Annotated in this window: 18 protein-coding genes and 1 tRNA gene; 6 read left to right on the top strand and 13 right to left on the bottom strand. The window is 67.3% G+C overall.

What is annotated here, in order from left to right; translation table 11 throughout:
• Positions 1-483 precede the first annotated feature (483 nt).
• On the top strand, positions 484-783 hold the full coding sequence (locus tag OIE13_RS04880) for an NIPSNAP family protein (protein WP_326642484.1): 300 nt from the start codon (positions 484-486) through the stop codon (positions 781-783).
• A gap of 238 nt (positions 784-1,021) precedes the next feature.
• Positions 1,022-2,272, top strand: a complete 1,251-nt coding sequence (locus OIE13_RS04875; RefSeq protein ID WP_326829594.1) for an amidohydrolase family protein — start codon at positions 1,022-1,024, stop codon at positions 2,270-2,272.
• Positions 2,273-2,367: 95 nt separating this feature from the next.
• Here the strand turns inward: OIE13_RS04875 and OIE13_RS04870 are convergent, their stop codons facing one another.
• Both OIE13_RS04870 and OIE13_RS04865 read right to left on the bottom strand, forming a co-directional pair.
• Entirely contained in the window at positions 2,368-2,631 is a 264-nt protein-coding gene (locus OIE13_RS04870) for a hypothetical protein (protein ID WP_326642488.1), read from the bottom strand.
• Positions 2,632-2,737: 106 nt separating this feature from the next.
• Positions 2,738-3,082, bottom strand: a complete 345-nt coding sequence (locus tag OIE13_RS04865) for an MmcQ/YjbR family DNA-binding protein (protein WP_326829593.1) — start codon at positions 3,080-3,082, stop codon at positions 2,738-2,740.
• Between the two features lie 464 nt (positions 3,083-3,546).
• Here OIE13_RS04865 and OIE13_RS04860 point away from each other — a divergent pair, with 464 nt between their 5' ends.
• Positions 3,547-3,672, top strand: coding sequence for a hypothetical protein (locus tag OIE13_RS04860; RefSeq protein WP_326829592.1), 126 nt, complete (start codon positions 3,547-3,549; stop codon positions 3,670-3,672).
• Here OIE13_RS04860 and OIE13_RS04855 read toward each other — a convergent pair.
• Entirely contained in the window at positions 3,650-4,048 is a 399-nt protein-coding gene (locus OIE13_RS04855) for a TetR/AcrR family transcriptional regulator C-terminal domain-containing protein (RefSeq protein ID WP_326830265.1), read from the bottom strand. The genes OIE13_RS04860 and OIE13_RS04855 overlap by 23 nt on opposite strands.
• On the opposite strand from OIE13_RS04855, the gene OIE13_RS04850 reads away from it, so the two are divergent.
• Positions 4,020-4,190 (top strand): hypothetical protein, encoded by a 171-nt coding sequence (locus OIE13_RS04850; RefSeq protein ID WP_326642492.1) that lies wholly within the window; start codon positions 4,020-4,022, stop codon positions 4,188-4,190. The genes OIE13_RS04855 and OIE13_RS04850 overlap by 29 nt on opposite strands.
• A 152-nt stretch (positions 4,191-4,342) precedes the next feature.
• On the opposite strand, the gene OIE13_RS04845 is transcribed toward OIE13_RS04850, so the two are convergent.
• The 10 genes from OIE13_RS04845 to OIE13_RS04800 form a co-directional block, all read right to left on the bottom strand.
• Positions 4,343-5,236 carry a slipin family protein gene (locus OIE13_RS04845; RefSeq protein ID WP_326642494.1) on the bottom strand — a complete coding sequence of 298 codons (894 nt, stop codon included), beginning with the start codon at positions 5,234-5,236 and terminating at the stop codon, positions 4,343-4,345.
• Between the two features lie 843 nt (positions 5,237-6,079).
• Positions 6,080-6,679 (bottom strand): hypothetical protein, encoded by a 600-nt coding sequence (locus tag OIE13_RS04840; RefSeq protein ID WP_326829591.1) that lies wholly within the window; start codon positions 6,677-6,679, stop codon positions 6,080-6,082.
• A gap of 185 nt (positions 6,680-6,864) precedes the next feature.
• A complete protein-coding gene (locus OIE13_RS04835) occupies positions 6,865-7,173 on the bottom strand; it encodes a helix-turn-helix domain-containing protein (RefSeq protein ID WP_326642497.1) in 309 nt (102 codons plus the stop codon).
• Complete coding sequence (locus OIE13_RS04830; RefSeq protein WP_326642499.1) at positions 7,173-7,538, bottom strand: type II toxin-antitoxin system RelE/ParE family toxin; 366 nt, start codon at positions 7,536-7,538, stop codon at positions 7,173-7,175. Before OIE13_RS04830 ends, OIE13_RS04835 begins: the two co-directional genes overlap by 1 nt.
• A gap of 216 nt (positions 7,539-7,754) precedes the next feature.
• Positions 7,755-7,829, bottom strand: a tRNA-Val gene (locus tag OIE13_RS04825).
• A 33-nt stretch (positions 7,830-7,862) separates the two neighbouring features.
• On the bottom strand, positions 7,863-8,981 hold the full coding sequence (locus tag OIE13_RS04820) for an ROK family protein (RefSeq protein ID WP_326829590.1): 1,119 nt from the start codon (positions 8,979-8,981) through the stop codon (positions 7,863-7,865).
• A gap of 72 nt (positions 8,982-9,053) precedes the next feature.
• Entirely contained in the window at positions 9,054-9,365 is a 312-nt protein-coding gene (locus OIE13_RS04815; protein ID WP_326642503.1) for a hypothetical protein, read from the bottom strand.
• Positions 9,366-9,427: 62 nt separating this feature from the next.
• Entirely contained in the window at positions 9,428-9,886 is a 459-nt protein-coding gene (locus OIE13_RS04810) for a peroxiredoxin (RefSeq protein ID WP_326642505.1), read from the bottom strand.
• A gap of 82 nt (positions 9,887-9,968) precedes the next feature.
• The gene (locus OIE13_RS04805; RefSeq protein ID WP_030920118.1) at positions 9,969-10,397 is read right to left on the bottom strand and encodes a DUF3052 domain-containing protein; all 429 of its coding nucleotides are present in this window, start codon (positions 10,395-10,397) and stop codon (positions 9,969-9,971) included.
• Positions 10,398-10,520: 123 nt separating this feature from the next.
• On the bottom strand, positions 10,521-10,928 hold the full coding sequence (locus OIE13_RS04800) for a secondary thiamine-phosphate synthase enzyme YjbQ (protein ID WP_326829589.1): 408 nt from the start codon (positions 10,926-10,928) through the stop codon (positions 10,521-10,523).
• 512 nt (positions 10,929-11,440) lie between these two features.
• Between OIE13_RS04800 and aceE the strand changes: the two genes are divergently transcribed.
• Both aceE and OIE13_RS04790 read left to right on the top strand, forming a co-directional pair.
• Entirely contained in the window at positions 11,441-14,188 is a 2,748-nt protein-coding gene (aceE, locus tag OIE13_RS04795; protein ID WP_442811633.1) for a pyruvate dehydrogenase (acetyl-transferring), homodimeric type, read from the top strand.
• Positions 14,189-14,281: 93 nt separating this feature from the next.
• Complete coding sequence (locus OIE13_RS04790; protein ID WP_326829588.1) at positions 14,282-15,838, top strand: alpha/beta hydrolase; 1,557 nt, start codon at positions 14,282-14,284, stop codon at positions 15,836-15,838.
• The last annotated feature ends 42 nt before the right edge of the window (positions 15,839-15,880 follow it).

Below are 15,880 nucleotides of genomic sequence, written 5' to 3'. Positions count from 1 at the left end.
CCGCGGCGGACCCGTACCGATGAGCGGTCTGGGGCCACTCCACGGTCCTCGGCGCGCTTTTGACCTTCGACCCCGCACGACGCGACACCGACGAGCGGCCCTGAACCACTCCACCCCCCTCGCCGCGCTTTTCACCACGGACGACGCCGCGCTTTCCACCGTGACCGGCTTACCGGATTCGGATGCTCGTACACCACATCCGTGGACGCGACCCGAGCTGGAGAACCTGGACCGGCTCAGCCACTGACCCCTCATGCGAAAACGTCGGCGAGCGATCACAGGAAATCGCTTTCCCAGTGTCAATGAACAATGAAACTTTCACCCTGGAACCCGACGTAAGCCGATCCAACCCTCCGCTTCTGGTCCTGATCTCGTATCGAGCCTGGAACAGGCCGGAGTGGCCCCGTGTTTGCCCCACTCCGGTAACCGTACGATCCCCACCGCACGGCGGCCCCGTATCCGCCCGGCACGGAAGGCGATGACATGGCCAGGACCTTTCAACATCGCACCTACACGATCCAGGAGGACCTGATGGAGGAATGGCTGGAGAAGTGGCGATCGAAGGTCGCGCCGCTCCGCCGTGAATTCGGGTTCGAGATCCATGGCGCCTGGGTGGATCACGAGCGGAACCAGTTCATCGTGGTCCTCTCGTATGACGGCCCGGAAAGCTTCCGGGAGCGGAATCAGCAGTACTGGGACTCTCTCACCCGCGCTGAAACGGGTGTGGAGCCGTCGCTCTACCTGATGAACCGGGTGGTCCGCGAAGTGACCCCCGTCGCCTGACGGCCGGCGAGGGGCAGCGCCCCCGGCCCATCCCCCGGCCCATCCCCCGGTCCGTCCCCAGTCCGTCCCCAGTCCGTCCCCAGTCCGTCCCCAGTCCGTCCCCGGCCCATCCCGGCTCTCCCCGCACGCTCGTAAGCCTTCAGTCCGACCGTCACCCAACGCCTACCGCTTCGCGGCACGTGATCTGGCAGGTCTGGCCGTCCCGGATCTCGCGGGTGCGCTTCTACCGTGCTGTCCTATGGACACCCCAGATCTCCTCATCCGCAACGCCTCCCTCCGTGGCCGTCCCGGCAGGTGGTCGCTGGCGGCCACGGGCGGGCTCATCGGCCTCGTCGCCGAGGGCGACCCCGATCTCGGCCCGGCGAGCGGTGTGACCATCGACGCCGACGGCGCCCTGGTCACCGAGCCGTTCGTGGACGCCCACCTGCATCTATGCAAGGCGCACACCCTCGATGCGGCCGGGCCCGCCGCGCTGTCGGCGTACACCGGCGGCACCATGGGAGCCGCGATGGGCGCCATCGAGACGGCCGCCGCCGTCAAGGCCGGTCAGACGCGGGAGGCCGTCCTGGAGCGGGTCCGTCCGGTGCTGGTGGAGTCCGTGCGACACGGTGTCCGGGCCGTGCAGGCCTTCGCCGACATCGACCCGGAGGCGGGGCTCACCGGGGTGGAGGCGCTGCTGGCGCTACGCGAGGAGTTCCGCGGCGTGGTCGACGTGCGGGTGGTGGCGTTCCCGCAGGACGGTCTGCTCCGCGAGCCCGGCACCGAGGAGTTGGTCGCCGAGGCCGTACGGCGCGGCGCCGACGTGGTGGGCGGCATTCCGTGGATCGAATGGACCGACGCCGACGCCGCCGAGCACGTACGGCGCATGGTCGATCTCGCGCGACGGCACGGGCTACGTGTCGCCATGCTGGTCGACGACGCCGGAGACCCGGGGCTGCGTACGACCGAGATGCTCGCACGGGAGCTGCTGGAGCAGAACATGATCGGGCGCGGCAGTGCCCAGCACGCCCGGGCGATGGCTCTCTATCCCGAGCCGTACCTGCGGCGCCTGGCCGGGTTGTGCCGCGCGGCGGGGCTCGGCTTCGTCAGCGACCCGCACACGGGACCGCTCCACCTGCCGGTCTTCGAGCTGGCCGGCGCCGGGGTTCCGGTCGCGCTGGGGCAGGACGACATCGAGGACGCCTACTACCCGTTCGGGCGGCACAACCTCCTGGAGGTGGCGTTCCTGGCCGCGCACCTGCTCGATGCCCGTACCGACGCGGCTCTGGAACGGCTGTACGACATGGTGACCGTCGACGCCGCGCGGGTCGTCGGCCTGCCCGCCCACCGCCTGGAGCCCGGGACCCCCGCCGACCTCGTCGTCCTTGAGGGACGGACCCTCCGCGAGGCCCTGACCCGGCACGCGCCGCCCCGGCACGTCGTCGTCGCGGGCCGGGTCGTGGCCTCGTCCACCCGGCACACCGCCTTCGGAGCCGGTGTCCCCCACTGACCGGCGGGAGTCACCTCCACGGCCCCCCTTCCCCCGGGGACGGTCGTGTCCCTGCGGGTGAACAAGCGCTGGGAACCGCTCGGGCGGGGATCCTCCTACCGGAGGGTCTCCGCCCGAGCGGGTTCGGCGCCCCCTCTAAGCCGTGCGAGGCAGACCACCCCGACCAGTCTCACCTCCGCCCACTCGACCACCCCGACCACTCTCACCTCCGCCCAGAAGCCGTGCCGCGAACACAAGAACCCCGAGAGGTGCCGTGCCAGGAGCGGGCACCACGGCACGTAGAACCAGGGGTCCCGCAGCGGTGAGCACAGCAGTATCGACGGTGTCGGCATCGGCATCGGCCGGGGCAATGTCGGCATCGGTGGCAGCATCAACGGCCACAGGACCCCCGGCAACAGAGGCGGCGCGGGGATCGACAACTGACAGGGCCGTGGGTGGCCCCGCGAGGCCACCCGAGATCGCAGACTACCTCCCGGCCTCGTGCGCGTCGACCAGCCCCTTGGGGGCCGTCAGGCACCACGCCTCGGTGACCAGCTCGAACAGCTCATCCGGATCGATCTTCGCGAGGTGCACCACGACCCAGCCGAACCGGCCCGCGGTGAACTGGACCTCGAACACCTCCGGCCGCTCCGCCACCAGCGCGATCTGCTCATCGATCGTCGCCTTGAGACCCACGGTCTCCGCATCTCCCCATATGTAGCCGAAACCCTTGCCTCGGACCTTCAGCGAGGTCCAGCTGCCGGAATCGCTCTGCTGAACCTCGGGAAGTCGGTCCAGCATCTCCAGGAATTCACCAACGCTCACACCCATGAGCCACGTGTATCAGAGCGCTACGACAATCCCCGCGAAACCGCCCCGCCGTTGCACGCCACCGCGATCATGGCCCGGCCGGGACACCCGAGGCGGATGGACGCCCCCTCTCGCCGAAGCCTCTCACGCACCCGCCATCTGCTCGGATCAGGTATCGCACATCCCGCGCAGCCGGCACCGGGCACCGGGCACCGGGCACCAACGAAGACACCAGAATCACCTCGTACCGTGACCGGGGAATGACAACAGCGGCGCTGTAGCGCACGGCCGGCTCCCCTCGTTCGTCAAGGCCCGCGCCGCGGTGTCGCGGCAGCGTGTGATTCGCGGCGAGTGTACTGAAACCTCCCCGGGCGGGAAACAGGTTTTCTCACCGGCGCCCGGACGGCCTCCGGCGGTCTGCGGCCGATACCGACAGGCTCCAGACGAGCCGTTCGCTGATTCTCGGTGTTCGTCAGTGCGGATCGGTGAGCCGCCACGTTGCCGTGGCGGCGCTCGGCGACGCGCTCGGCGACGCGCTCGGCGACGAGGAGAAGGCCGAACTGCAGGCATCCATCCGCGGGGTCGCGGTCAGTGATCACCATCAGGCGTGAGCACGGATCGCGTCGCCGCGGTCCCGGTGGAGGCGGCCGGCCGGTAGGTGGCCAGAAACATATGAGTGGCGCCGTCGGCGATACGGGACAGTTCGTCGGCCGGATAGCTGCCGCCGCAGAACATGACGCGGTTGATCGGTATCCACAGCAGCAGGCCGACGAACTGGTTGGCGGCCAGGGCGGGGTCGTCCACGGTCAGGGAGCCGCGCCTGGCCAGGCGGTCGAAGCAGCCGGCGAGGCCGGCCAGCACTCGTTCGAAGCCCTGCTGGTACCAGGCGGTCCCGAGGGCGGGGAAGCGTTCGGCCTCGGCGATGACCAGGCGGCGTAGCGCCAGTAGTTCCGGGCGCATGAGCGCGGCGACAAAGCGGTGGGCCAGTTCCAGCAGGTCGCGTTCCAGGTCATCGGTTTCTGCGAGGCTCTGGGTGACGAGCTGGACGAGGGTGTCGACCTGGCCGGTGGTGTTCAGGACGATACTGCGCGACTACATCGCCCAGGCCGTCCGCCTCGACCAGAACTGACGGCCGTGAGAGGCCCCGGTCCGGCACCACCCCGCCCTTGACCTGGAGTCACAGTCCACGACGATCCGTCGGCTTCCAACCCCCGCCCATGCTCCTTGTCACCCCGTTGGTCACTCGGGTACGACATCACCCGTTGGTCACTCGGGTACGACCTACCGGCCGGTTTCGGCACCGTTGGGGGCGACCTGGTTGGGGATGTGAGTGTCTGGAAGGCATCGGTCGGACACTGCCGACAAGCGGTCGGACACTGCCGGGGTGGAGTGTGAGGTGGCCTGGCCCGCTTCGGGAGGCGTCGCTCGTTCCAGGAAGCGGAGCAGTTCGACAGGGAAAGGCAGCACGAGGGTGGAGTTCTTCTCGGCGGCGACTTCGACGACGGTCTGGAGTAGGCGTAGTTGCAACGCGGCGGGGTGCATGTTCATCGTTTCAGCGGCTTGGGCCAGCTTCTTCGAGGCCTGCAGCTCGCCCTCGGCGGTGATGATGCGGGAGCGCCGTTCACGTTCTGCCTCAGCCTGCCGCGACATGGACCGCTTCATCGACTCGGGGAGCACCACGTCCTTGATCTCGACGCGGTCGATGTGCACGCCCCAGCCCACAGCCGGGCTGTCGATCATCAGCTCCAGGCCTTGGTTGAGCTTCTCCCGATTGGACAGCAGGTCATCCAGCTCGCTCTTGCCGATGATCGAACGCAGCGAGGCCAGCGCGACCTGGCGAATGGCGGACTCGTAATCCTGGACGCCGACGACCACACGCACCGGGTCGACGACCCGGAAGTAGATGACGGCATCCACGTGAACCGTCACGTTGTCGCGGGTGATGGCATCCTGGGCGGGTACCGGCATGGTGACGACCTGCATGTTGACCTTCTGCAGGTGGTCGGCGACCGGCACTATCAGGGCGAGCCCGGGAGCGCGGATCTCAGCGCGGACCTGTCCGAACCGGAAGACGACGCCCCGCTCGAACTGTTTGACGACTCGTACACCGGCCTTCAGCCATATCGCGCCCAGCACGAGGATCGCGATCAGTACAGCGATGACGGTAGTGATCATTTCAGCCTCCCCACGTCTCCCCTCGGTCCCGCCGATCCAAAGGCCTCTCAGATCGATAGCCGGTTCGCGGGTCCCGCCTGCGGCGGGGTGGGCCGACCACACAGGGCGACGGCGGCAGCCGCTGCGGCACCCGGGATCACAGCGTGGGCCGTGGCAACCGCCGATGACCGGTGTCGTCCCGGCGACTCCGCTTCTCCCGTTTGAACCTTTCTATCGTAGCGCGATCAGAGATGTCCGATATGCGCCTTTTGCCGAACAGATCAAGCGGCCCACACGCGGCCCCGATTAGCCTGGTCGACGGTGGCGCCCCCGCCCACGGCGTCGGCGACGAGCCCGCTGATCGTACGGCCGAGTAGTGCCGAACCTCGCGCCGGTTCAGCCCGTCGTAGGGGCATGAGGACATCGATTCGTACGGTCAGCACGGCAAGCGGGTGATCATCGTGGACCGCGGCGCGCTCAGGGTGGTGGACACCGCGACCAGGAAGGTCACCGGCACGCTCAGGCTCCTGAGCGCCGAGCAGGTGATTTTCCCAGCGGCCGACCTGCTGATCAGCGGCGACAGGGCTCGGCTTCGAGCCCGCGGCCGGTCCTCATGCAGGACGCGGAGGCCAGGAACGACGTCTTCGCGAGTCAGTCACTCACGTCTCGTTTCCAACGATAACGAGACGTTTCGGCTGATGGGCACTACTGGGTTCGAACCAGTGACATCTCGCTTGTAAGGCGATCGAGATGGGGGGCCGACCTGGGCCTATACTTGCGCTGACCTGCGATTACAGTCCACAGTGATCCACCGTCGTCCGGCCCCGTCCGGGGTCGTTGTCACCCGGTTGGTCCCCTACGGATTCAGAAGTTCTCGCGCCATAGGTACCAGGGGCCGTAGTAGTGCTCGACGTCGGGCTCGTACCCCCCTTCTTCCGGCAGCGGTGGTTCACCATGCGGGCTCCATATGACGCCCTGCTGATGGATGTCGTCTCCCCCACCGGCCAGCGCGAAGCGCACCGTGTTCCCATGCCGCGCGGCCCAGGAGACATCGAACAGCCCCAGCGTTCCCGTGCCCATCTTCCAGTCGGCGCTTCCCGCCACCGCCGACCGTGCGACCGTCTCGAAGCTCTCTGCGGACAGAGCGAACCTGGACTTCTTCAGTTCTCCTACGGCGGGCAACGTAAGCACCAGGATCCCGATCAGCGGTGGTGCCGCCCAGCGCAAAAGGTTCCGCCCGACACCTGGCCGGCTCGCCGGGTTGAAGAGCGCTGCGGCGAGGCGAACGAACCAAACCACGCCGAGCACGAAGAACACAAGCAGCGCGGGCAGTACCCAAAGAGGGCCGATACCGGGAAAGCTCGCCTGGTACAGGAGCAGGAGGCCGATGACCGCCAGCGAGCCGACCAGAGGGAGACCCGGTGCGCCGGTCGAACTCCTCGGGGACCGCTCTTTCAACGTCACGGCAACTCCAACCAGGGGCGACCAAGGCATCTCATGATCGCAGCATTTCCCGGATGGTGCATTTGGCGTAGTTCTGCGGGCCGTTTGTGGGCAAGTTTGGCGTGGCCGCTAGCAACTGATCCAATCAATCACCCTGTGCCGGGCAAACAAGCCTTTCTTCACGTCAGGTGATCGATATCCGTCGATCAAGCCGCGTGAGGCTCGAACCACACCGAGCCCAGATCATGACCGGAGGTGAGACGAACGTCAGCATTCAGTGCCGCAGCCAGATGCCGCAGCAAGGCGATCGTTGGAGTGGTTCCGCCCTCCTCGATGCACTCGATCTCATCCTCGGTCATGCCCGCGCGCTCGGCCAACTCCGCCACCGTCAGCCCAAGCGCACCACGCCGGTCATACAGCGCCTTACCAAAAGCCAACGCTTCACGGATCATGATCCGTTCGGGATCCTCGGTCTCAGGTTCAGGTCGCACCCAGCGGGTGTGATAACCAGTCATCACACCTTCCTCTCATAGATCTCGGCCACCGACCCATGGTGGTCGCGTTCACAGATCTTCTGCGCCCGGACCGCCCTGTCGATCTGCCGTTGATCGTGCTGCTTGGTCTTGCGGAAAGCCGTGAGCAACACGATTTTCCTATCCGGAGTACACCAGTACGTCACCCGAGCTGCAACATCACGGAGCCGAACCCGTAGTTCCCAGACTGGCCCTTCCAGATGGTCCGACCATGGACCGCCAAGCTCAGTCCCTTTTTCCGCCAGTAGACCAGCTACCTCGTCAACCCGTTTGAAGTCGCTGTCACTCAGGTTGTCGAGCCACTCACGGACCTCCGGCTCGATCTCAAAACCATACGGCTTGTGCACCTGAGACTCCCTCCGCGCACTCACCTCACCTAGAGTAGCGAATCATTGCCGACGGCAACGGTCGAAGAGTCGCCTCGTCCCGCCCGAGCCGCCTAGGGGACATGACACAAGCGTGTGCTCATGTGTTGAGGCGACATCTGGCCAAGCGATGTGGCGAGGCGGTTTGGCGGTAAAAAAAGAGAAGCCCCTCGCCTGTTTTCGCAGGTGAGGGGCTCGTGGTGGGCACTACTGGGTTCGAACCAGTGACATCTCGCTTGTAAGGCGAGCGCTCTACCACTGAGCTAAGCGCCCGAGGTGATCCCGTTGGACAGACGGGACAACACCTTACGCCACTCGGGGGGATTTCAGCACATCGGGAGACCAGGCGGCCCCCGCGTCGGCGAAACCGGCGGCGCGCCAGCCGAGGAGGGCGGCGCCGAGCATGCCGGCTGACATGCCGAGGGCGGCCTGACGCAGAGGTGGTGCGTCGCGGAAGGCGAGGCGTTTCTGAAGACGTTCGGCCAGGGGGACGGAGAGGAGAGGGCCCGCCTCGGCAAGGCCGCCGCCGAGGACGATGGCTGAGGGGTCCAGCAGGAGCGTATAGGTGGCCAGGGCCGGGGAGAGCGCCTCGACCGCTTCGCCCCAGATCTCCATGGCCAGAGGATCTCCGGAGGCGGTCAGGGCTGCTACCTGCTCGGCGGTGACAGGAGCTGGCGAGGCAGCGGTGGCGGGCGAAGCGGTGGCGGTGGCGGGCGACGCAGCAGTGGGTGAGGCTGCCGAGGCGGTAGTGGTGGTGTCGGGCGAGGCGGTGATGGAGAAGGCGGGGGCGGGGGAGGCGGGGGCGGTGGAGGCGGGGGCGATGGTGGTGGAGGAGGCGGATGAGGGGGCGCGGGTTGAGTAGCGGCGGGCTACGGCGGAGGCGGAGGCGTAGGTCTCCAGGCAGCCGATCTGACCGCAGGCACACGGCTCGCCCTCGGGGAGGACCGGGGTGTGGCCGATCTCGCCGCCCCAGCCGGCGCTCCCGCCGTACGGCTCGCCGTGCAGGATCACGGCGCCCGCGATGCCGGTGCCGATGGGCAGGAACAGGAAGTCGGAGAGCTCGCGACCGGCGCCGAAGACACTTTCCGCGAGGCCGCCGGTGCGGACGTCGTGGCCGAGTATGACGGGGACGTCGAGCGGGACGAAATCCGTCGCGGGGACGTCCCTCCAGCCGATGTTGGCGGAGTAGAGGGCCGCGTCGGCGGTGACCAGGCCGGGCACGGCGAGTCCGACACCCGCGGGGGTGCCGCCGCCCGCGGTGGCGAGGTCGTCGATGAATGATCGGATCGTCGCGACGACGGCAGCAGGGCCCCGATCCCGCGGGGTCGCGCGGCGGTCGGTGCGGATGATCTCGCCGGAACGGGTGACGAGGCCGCCCTTCATCGACGTTCCACCGACGTCAAGGGCAACAACGAAGGAGCTCATGCACCCATCCAGCGGCTCGAAGAAGCGGGACCGAGCCCGACCCTAGCGCACGGCGCACACCTCAACGGCCCCTCAGGGGACCCGGCGCAGGACCCTGGCCAGGGCGGCCTCCACCTCGTCGGCCAGGCCCGGGGCACAGACGACGGCCGGTCGGCCGTCGGCGCGGGCGGGTCGCACCGAGCCGCAGGACCGGCACTCCACCTCGCCGAGCCGGCAGATGAGCCCGACGGAGCCGCATGAGGAGCACGTGTCGAGCTCGACTTCATGGGTGCGCCGGCAGTCCGGGCAGATCAGCACCTGCGTCTCGTCGCGTACCCCGCGCGTCCACGGGCTGGCACCACGGATCGGGTCGGTCTGCCTGGCCCCGCAGGAGAAGCAGGGCATGATCGCCTCCGAGAGGTTGGACCGGCGGGCGCCGCGCGAGCGGGCGGCCGCCGGATCACCGCTTAGGGAAGTTCGGCGAGCACCTTGCGGTACTCGGCGATGTCGCGGGCCTGTGAAATCGAGTTCACGACACGCCAGCGGACCACGCCCTCGCCGTCGATGATGAAGGTTCCGCGCTCCGCGAAGCCCTTCTCCTCATCGAAAACACCGTACGCCCGCGCGACCTGTCCGTGCGGCCAGAAGTCGGAGAGCAGCGGGAAGGTGTAGCCCTTCTGATCCGCCCACGCACGGTGGGCGAAGATGGAGTCAATCGAGATTGTAAGAACTTCAACGTCTTCGGGCATGTCGGCCATGAACTCGTCACGGATGGCGTCGAGCTCGCCGCTGCAGACCCCGGTGAACGCGAGAGGGTAGAAGATCAGCACGATCTTTTTACCCCGGTGGTCGGAAAGCTTGACCGGAGTGCCGTGCTGGTCGCTCAGCTCGAAGCCGGGAGCCTGGGTGCCCACCTCGATCGCCATGGCCGGGGATCCTTTCGTCGCATGAGGCATGCGCCATCATCCTGCCGTACGGCTCACGCGAGCCGTACGGCAGGGCGGACCCTTAGCGGCGCGCCTTGGGCGTCGCCAGACGCGTCCCCGACCAGTCGGGGGCCGCGCTGATGCTGCTGGTCTGCGAGAGACCCGCAGTGGTGGCATCTTCCCCGATGTCGCTCGGCTCCACGTGCCCGTCCCGGCCGGCTTTGGGAGTGAGCAGCCAGATCTGGCCACCATCGGTGAGGTTGGTCACCACGCTGCTCAGGGCGTCGAACAGATCGCCGTCACCGTCGCGCCACCAGAGCAGCACGACGTCGACGACGTCCTCGAAGTCTTCATCGACCAGCTCGTTACCGGTCAGCTCCTCGACGGAGTCGCGCAGGTCGTCGTCAGCGTCCTCGTCCCATCCGACCTCCTGCACCACCTGACCCTGCTTGAGGCCGAGTCGTTCGGCCAGGCCGCGTTCGCCCTGGGCCTGACCCGCGGTCGCGCTCACGTTTGTCCCTCCTGCTTGGATGGCCCCGCAATCACACGGTGCTCAAAGTGCTTCGGCACAGTCCACACGCTGTGACCCTTAGTCGTCAACGGTCGCCACGGCAACGACTGGGCTACGTATGAATTAGTCCGACAAAAATGACAAACGGACCTGGCGTTCCAGATTGTCGATGTTGAGATCCACCACGGCGATGGACTGCCAGGTTCCCAGCGCGAGCCGTCCCGACAGGACCGGGACGGTGGCGTACGGCGGAATGAGGGCGGGCATGACATGCGACCGTCCATGCCCTCTTGAACCGTGCGCATGCCTCCATCTGTCATCGGCAGGAAGCAGAGCCTCCAAGGCCGCGAGCAGATCGTCGTCACTGCCTGAACCCAGCTCCAGCAGCGCGACCCCGGCGGTCGCATGGGGCACGAAGACGTTCAACAGGCCGTCGCCCCCACATGACCGGACGAAGCTCTCGCACTCGGAGGTGATGTCGTGCACCCGATCCCGGGAACCCGTTACCACCTCGATCGTCTGAGATCTCACATACCGATCCTACGATCCATCGTGAGCTGCGACGACGACCGCACCCCGGTCCGGAGCGCATCAGGGCCCCATCCGTCACACGCCCGCCCTGGGTAGATCACCTTATTTGGGATGCTCCTGCCCTCCATGAGGGCATGAAAAGGGTACGGAGGGCACTATGTGGGGAGGGCCACCCGTTACATATATGCAAGATTTCGATCGGTCCCGGCGGCGTCCCCGAGCCCGGAAAGCCTTCCTGCCGCAGGGTTTCGGGCCTCGTCCGGACCGCGGGCCCGGAGTCCCAAGGGGAGAGACCCCGGATTTCCAGGGAGAGGCCCTGTAAAAAGTAGGGAACCTCGTTGTAACCTTTGACGGCGATTCATCCTACCATCGGTGGTCTAGGCCACTTTTGTGCCCCTGCCAGCAGGGATCTCCTGGTTACCGGTAAGTAGAGATGCACTTTCCGGGGTAAGCGACCAGGATGGAAGACGACCTACACCAGACAAAAGTCCATCCTCGGAAGGCGAGACCCAGTGGCTTCCGGACGCCAGCGTTTCTCGATCATCAGCGACGGCCTACCCAGCCAGCTTCCTGATGTCGACCCCAGTGAGACCCAGGAGTGGCTCGAGTCGCTCGACAACGTCATCAAGACGGAAGGTCGCACTCGTGCTCGTTATCTGATGCTTCGGCTGTTGGAACGGGCCCGGGAGCACCAGGTCGGTGTGCCCGGCCTGCGCAGCACCGACTACATCAACACCATCCCGCCGGAACGTGAGCCCTGGTTCCCGGGCGACGAGTACGTCGAGCGCCGGATCCGCGCCTATACGCGCTGGAACGCGGCGGTCATGGTGACCCGGGCCAACGCCCGCACCAACGTCGGCGGGCACATCGCCACCTATGCCTCGGCCGCGTCGCTCTACGAGGTGGGTTTCAACCACTTCTTCCGCGGCAAGGATCACGGCGAGTCCGGAGACCAGGTCTTCTTCCAGGGCCACGCCGCACCGGGCATCTACGCCCGCGCCTTCCTTGAGGGCCGCCTCAAGGAGGCCCAGCTCGACGCCTTCCGCCAAGAGCTCTCGCACGGTTTCAAGGGCCTGCCCTCCTACCCGCACCCCCGCCTGATGCCCGACTTCTGGGAGTTCCCCACGGTCTCCATGGGTCTCGGGCCGATCGGGGCGATCTATCAGGCCCGGTTCAACCGCTACCTGCTGAACCGGAAGATCAAGGACACCAGCCGGAGCCACGTCTGGTGCTACCTCGGTGACGGCGAGATGGACGAGCCCGAGTCGCTCGGCGCGATCGGCCTGGCGGCCCGTGAGGAACTCGACAACCTCACCTTCGTCATCAACTGCAACCTGCAGCGTCTCGACGGCCCGGTGCGCGGCAACGGAAAGATCATCCAGGAGCTGGAGTCCTACTTCCGTGGCGCCGGCTGGAACGTCATCAAGGTCGTCTGGGGCCGCGACTGGGATCCGCTGCTGGCGGCCGACGTCGACGGCGTGCTGGTCAACAAGATGAACACCGTCCCCGACGGCCAGTTCCAGACCTACTCCGTCGAGTCCGGCGAGTACATCCGCGAGAACTTCTTCGGTGACGACCCGCGGCTGCGCAAGATGGTCGAGCACCTCTCGGACGAGGACATCCGCAAGCTGTCGCGCGGCGGCCACGACTACCGCAAGGTTTACGCGGCCTACAAGTCGGCCCGCGAGCACGTCGGCCAGCCGACCGTCATCCTCGCCCAGACCATCAAGGGCTGGACCCTCGGCAAGGACTTCGAGGCGCGCAACGCGACGCACCAGATGAAGAAGCTGTCCAAGGCCGACCTGAAGGAGTTCCGCGACCGGCTCTACCTGCCGATCCCCGACTCCGCCCTCGAAGCCGACCTTCCTCCGTACTTCCACCCGGGCGAGAACGACCCCGAGATCCAGTACATGAAGGAGCGGCGCGCGGCCCTGGGCGGTTTCCTGCCCAAGCGCGTGATGCGCGCCAAGCCGGTCAAACTTCCCGGCGACGCCGCCTACGCACAGCTGAAGAAGGGCTCCGGCAAGCAGAACGTCGCCACCACCATGGCGTTCGTCCGCCTGCTCAAGGACCTCATGCGCGACAAGGAGATCGGCCACCGCTTCGTGCCGATCATCCCTGACGAGGCGCGTACCTTCGGTCTCGACGCGATCTTCCCGACGGCGAAGATCTACTCGCCGCACGGCCAGACGTACGAGGCGGTCGACCGCGAGCTGCTGCTGTCGTACAAGGAGTCGACCGAGGGCCAGATCCTGCACGAGGGCATCAGCGAGTCGGGCTCGATGGCCTCCACGATCGCGGTCGGCTCGTCGTACGCCACGCACGGCGAGCACATGATCCCGATCTACATCTTCTACTCGATGTTCGGCTGGCAGCGCACCGCCGACCAGATGTGGCAGCTCGCCGACCAGATGGGCCGCGGCTTCCTGCTCGGCGCCACCGCAGGCCGCACCACGCTGAACGGCGAGGGCCTGCAGCACGAGGACGGCCACACCCCGCTGATCGCCTCGACGAACCCGGCGGCGGTCTCGTACGACCCGTCGTGGGGGTTCGAGGTGGCCCACATCGTCCAGGACGGCCTGCGGAGGATGTACGGCGAGCAACCGGAGAACGTCTTCTACTACCTGACCGTCTACAACGAGCCCTACCTCCAGCCCGCCGAGCCCGCGGACCTGGACGTGGCGGGCCTGCTCAAGGGTCTGTACAGGTTCGCCCCGGCTCCGGCCGTCTCGGGGCCGAAGGCCAACATCCTGGTGTCCGGCGTGGCCGGGCCGTGGGCCGTGGAGGCCCAGCGGTTGCTGGCCGAGGACTGGGGTGTGGCGGCGGAGGTCTGGTCGGCCACCTCCTGGACGGAGCTGCGCCGTGACGCGCTCGCCGCCGAGGAGCACAACCTGCTCAACCCCGGGGCGGACAAGCGCGTGCCGTACATCACGCAGGCGCTGTCGAAGGCCCAGGGGCCGTTCGTGGGCGTGAGCGACTACATGCGGGCGGTCCAGGACCAGATCGCCCAGTGGGTTCCCGGTGACTGGAGCTCGCTCGGCACCGACGGCTTCGGCCTGTCGGACACCCGGTCGGCGCTGCGCCGCCACTTCCACGTGGACGCGGCCTCGATCACCCTGGCCGTGCTCACCCAGCTGGTCGAGCGCGGTGAGCTCGACTCCGAGGTGCTGGGCGACGCCATCGCCATGTACCACCTGAAGAACGGCGTGACCGAGGCCGGGGGCGCCGAGAGCAACGACACCCAGTCCATGGGAGTGTGATCCTTTCCGGGCGGGTTCTCCTTTTCCAGGGGGGCCCGCCCGGTTAGGGTGGAATCGCTTCCCCCGGCGAACGATTCCAGGGGGAGCTGTTTCATGGCAAGAATCCTTAGGGCGGCCGCGACGGTCACGGCCCTGTCAACCGCGCTCGCCGCCTGCGGCGGCTACGGGAACCGCGCCGTCTCGGACATCTCCGCGCCGACCGCCACCGCGGCAACGGTCACGCCCTCGAAGACGCCCTCGAAGACGATCGTCTGGGGTCCCTGCACCGACATCCAGCGACCCGGCGGCCAGCCCCCCGCGGCGCCCGACCGCACGCAGCAGTGCGGGAGGCTCAAGGTCCCGCTCGACTACGCCAAACCGAACGGCGAGTCCATCGACATGGCCGTCATCCGCGTCAAGGCCACGGGCCCCGGTGCGCGGATCGGCTCGCTGGTCTTCAACTTCGGCGGTCCCGGCGCCTCGGGCGTCGACACCCTCGCCCAGGCCGCCAAGGCCTTCACCAATCTGAACCGCCGCTACGACCTGGTCAGCTTCGATCCCCGCGGAGTCGGCCGCAGTTCGGGCGTCAGGTGCGACGGCAACGCGATGATGGACAAGTTCACCTCGATGAACACCCTGCCCACCAACGACGCCGAACGCGCCCAGATCCGGCTGACCACCAAGGAGTTCGTGACGGCCTGCGGGCAGACCTCGGGCAGGCTTCTGCCCTATGTCGGCACCGTGAACGCCGCCGCGGACATGGACCGCCTCCGCGAGGCCCTGGGCGAAAGACAGCTGAACTACTTCGGCATCTCGTACGGGACGCAGCTCGGCGCGGTCTACGCGACCAGGTTCCCGAAGAACGTGGGCCGGTTCGTGCTGGACGCCCCGCTGGACCCGAGCGTGTCCATGGCCGATCGAACGCTCGTCCAGACGAAGGGCTTCCAGCACGCCTACAACGCCTTCCTGAAGGACTGCGTGAAGGAGCCCGGCCAGTGCGAGATCGGCACCGACGCGACCATCGCGAACAAGAACGTCGTGAAACTCATGGACGACCTGAAGGACGAGCCGCTCGAGGTCCGCGACCGTACCCTGACGCAGGGGCTGGCGGGCACCGGCATCGCCGCCGCGCTGTATTCGGAGATGACCTGGCCGCTGCTGGACCAGGCGCTGGGTCAGGCGATCAAGGATGACGGCCGGATCCTGCTGGCGCTGGCCGACAGCTACAACGGCCGCCTGCCCGACGGCAGCTACACGACGCTCATGAGCAGCTTCCCGGCGATCAGCTGCGTCGACACCGCGGAACGGCCCACTCCCGAGCAGCTGGCAGCCCTGGAGGCCGAGACGATGAGGGTCTCCCCGCTGTTCGGCGGCACCGGCATGGGTCTGATCTGCTCGATGTGGCCGGTTCCCGGCAGCGACGAGGCCAGGCGGGTCAACGCCACGGGCTCGGCTCCGATCATGGTGATCGGTGGCACGGGCGACCCCGCCACACCGTACGAGTGGGCTCCGAAACTGACCTCGGAACTCAGGACGGGCGTGCTGGTGACCTACAAGGGCGAGGGGCACGGCGCCTACCTGTCCGGCGACGCCTGCATCGGAAAGGTGACCGACGCCTACCTGATCGACGGGAAGGTTCCGGCGAAGGGGATCACCTGCCCCAACTCCTGACGCGCCCTTCCCAGTGCCCGCAGGTCTCCAGGCGGGGCAGTG

It is taken from the genome of Streptosporangium sp. NBC_01810, from assembly GCF_035917355.1.
GTDB lineage: Bacteria > Actinomycetota > Actinomycetes > Streptosporangiales > Streptosporangiaceae > Streptosporangium.
This window is presented reverse-complemented; position numbering and strand designations above follow the sequence as displayed.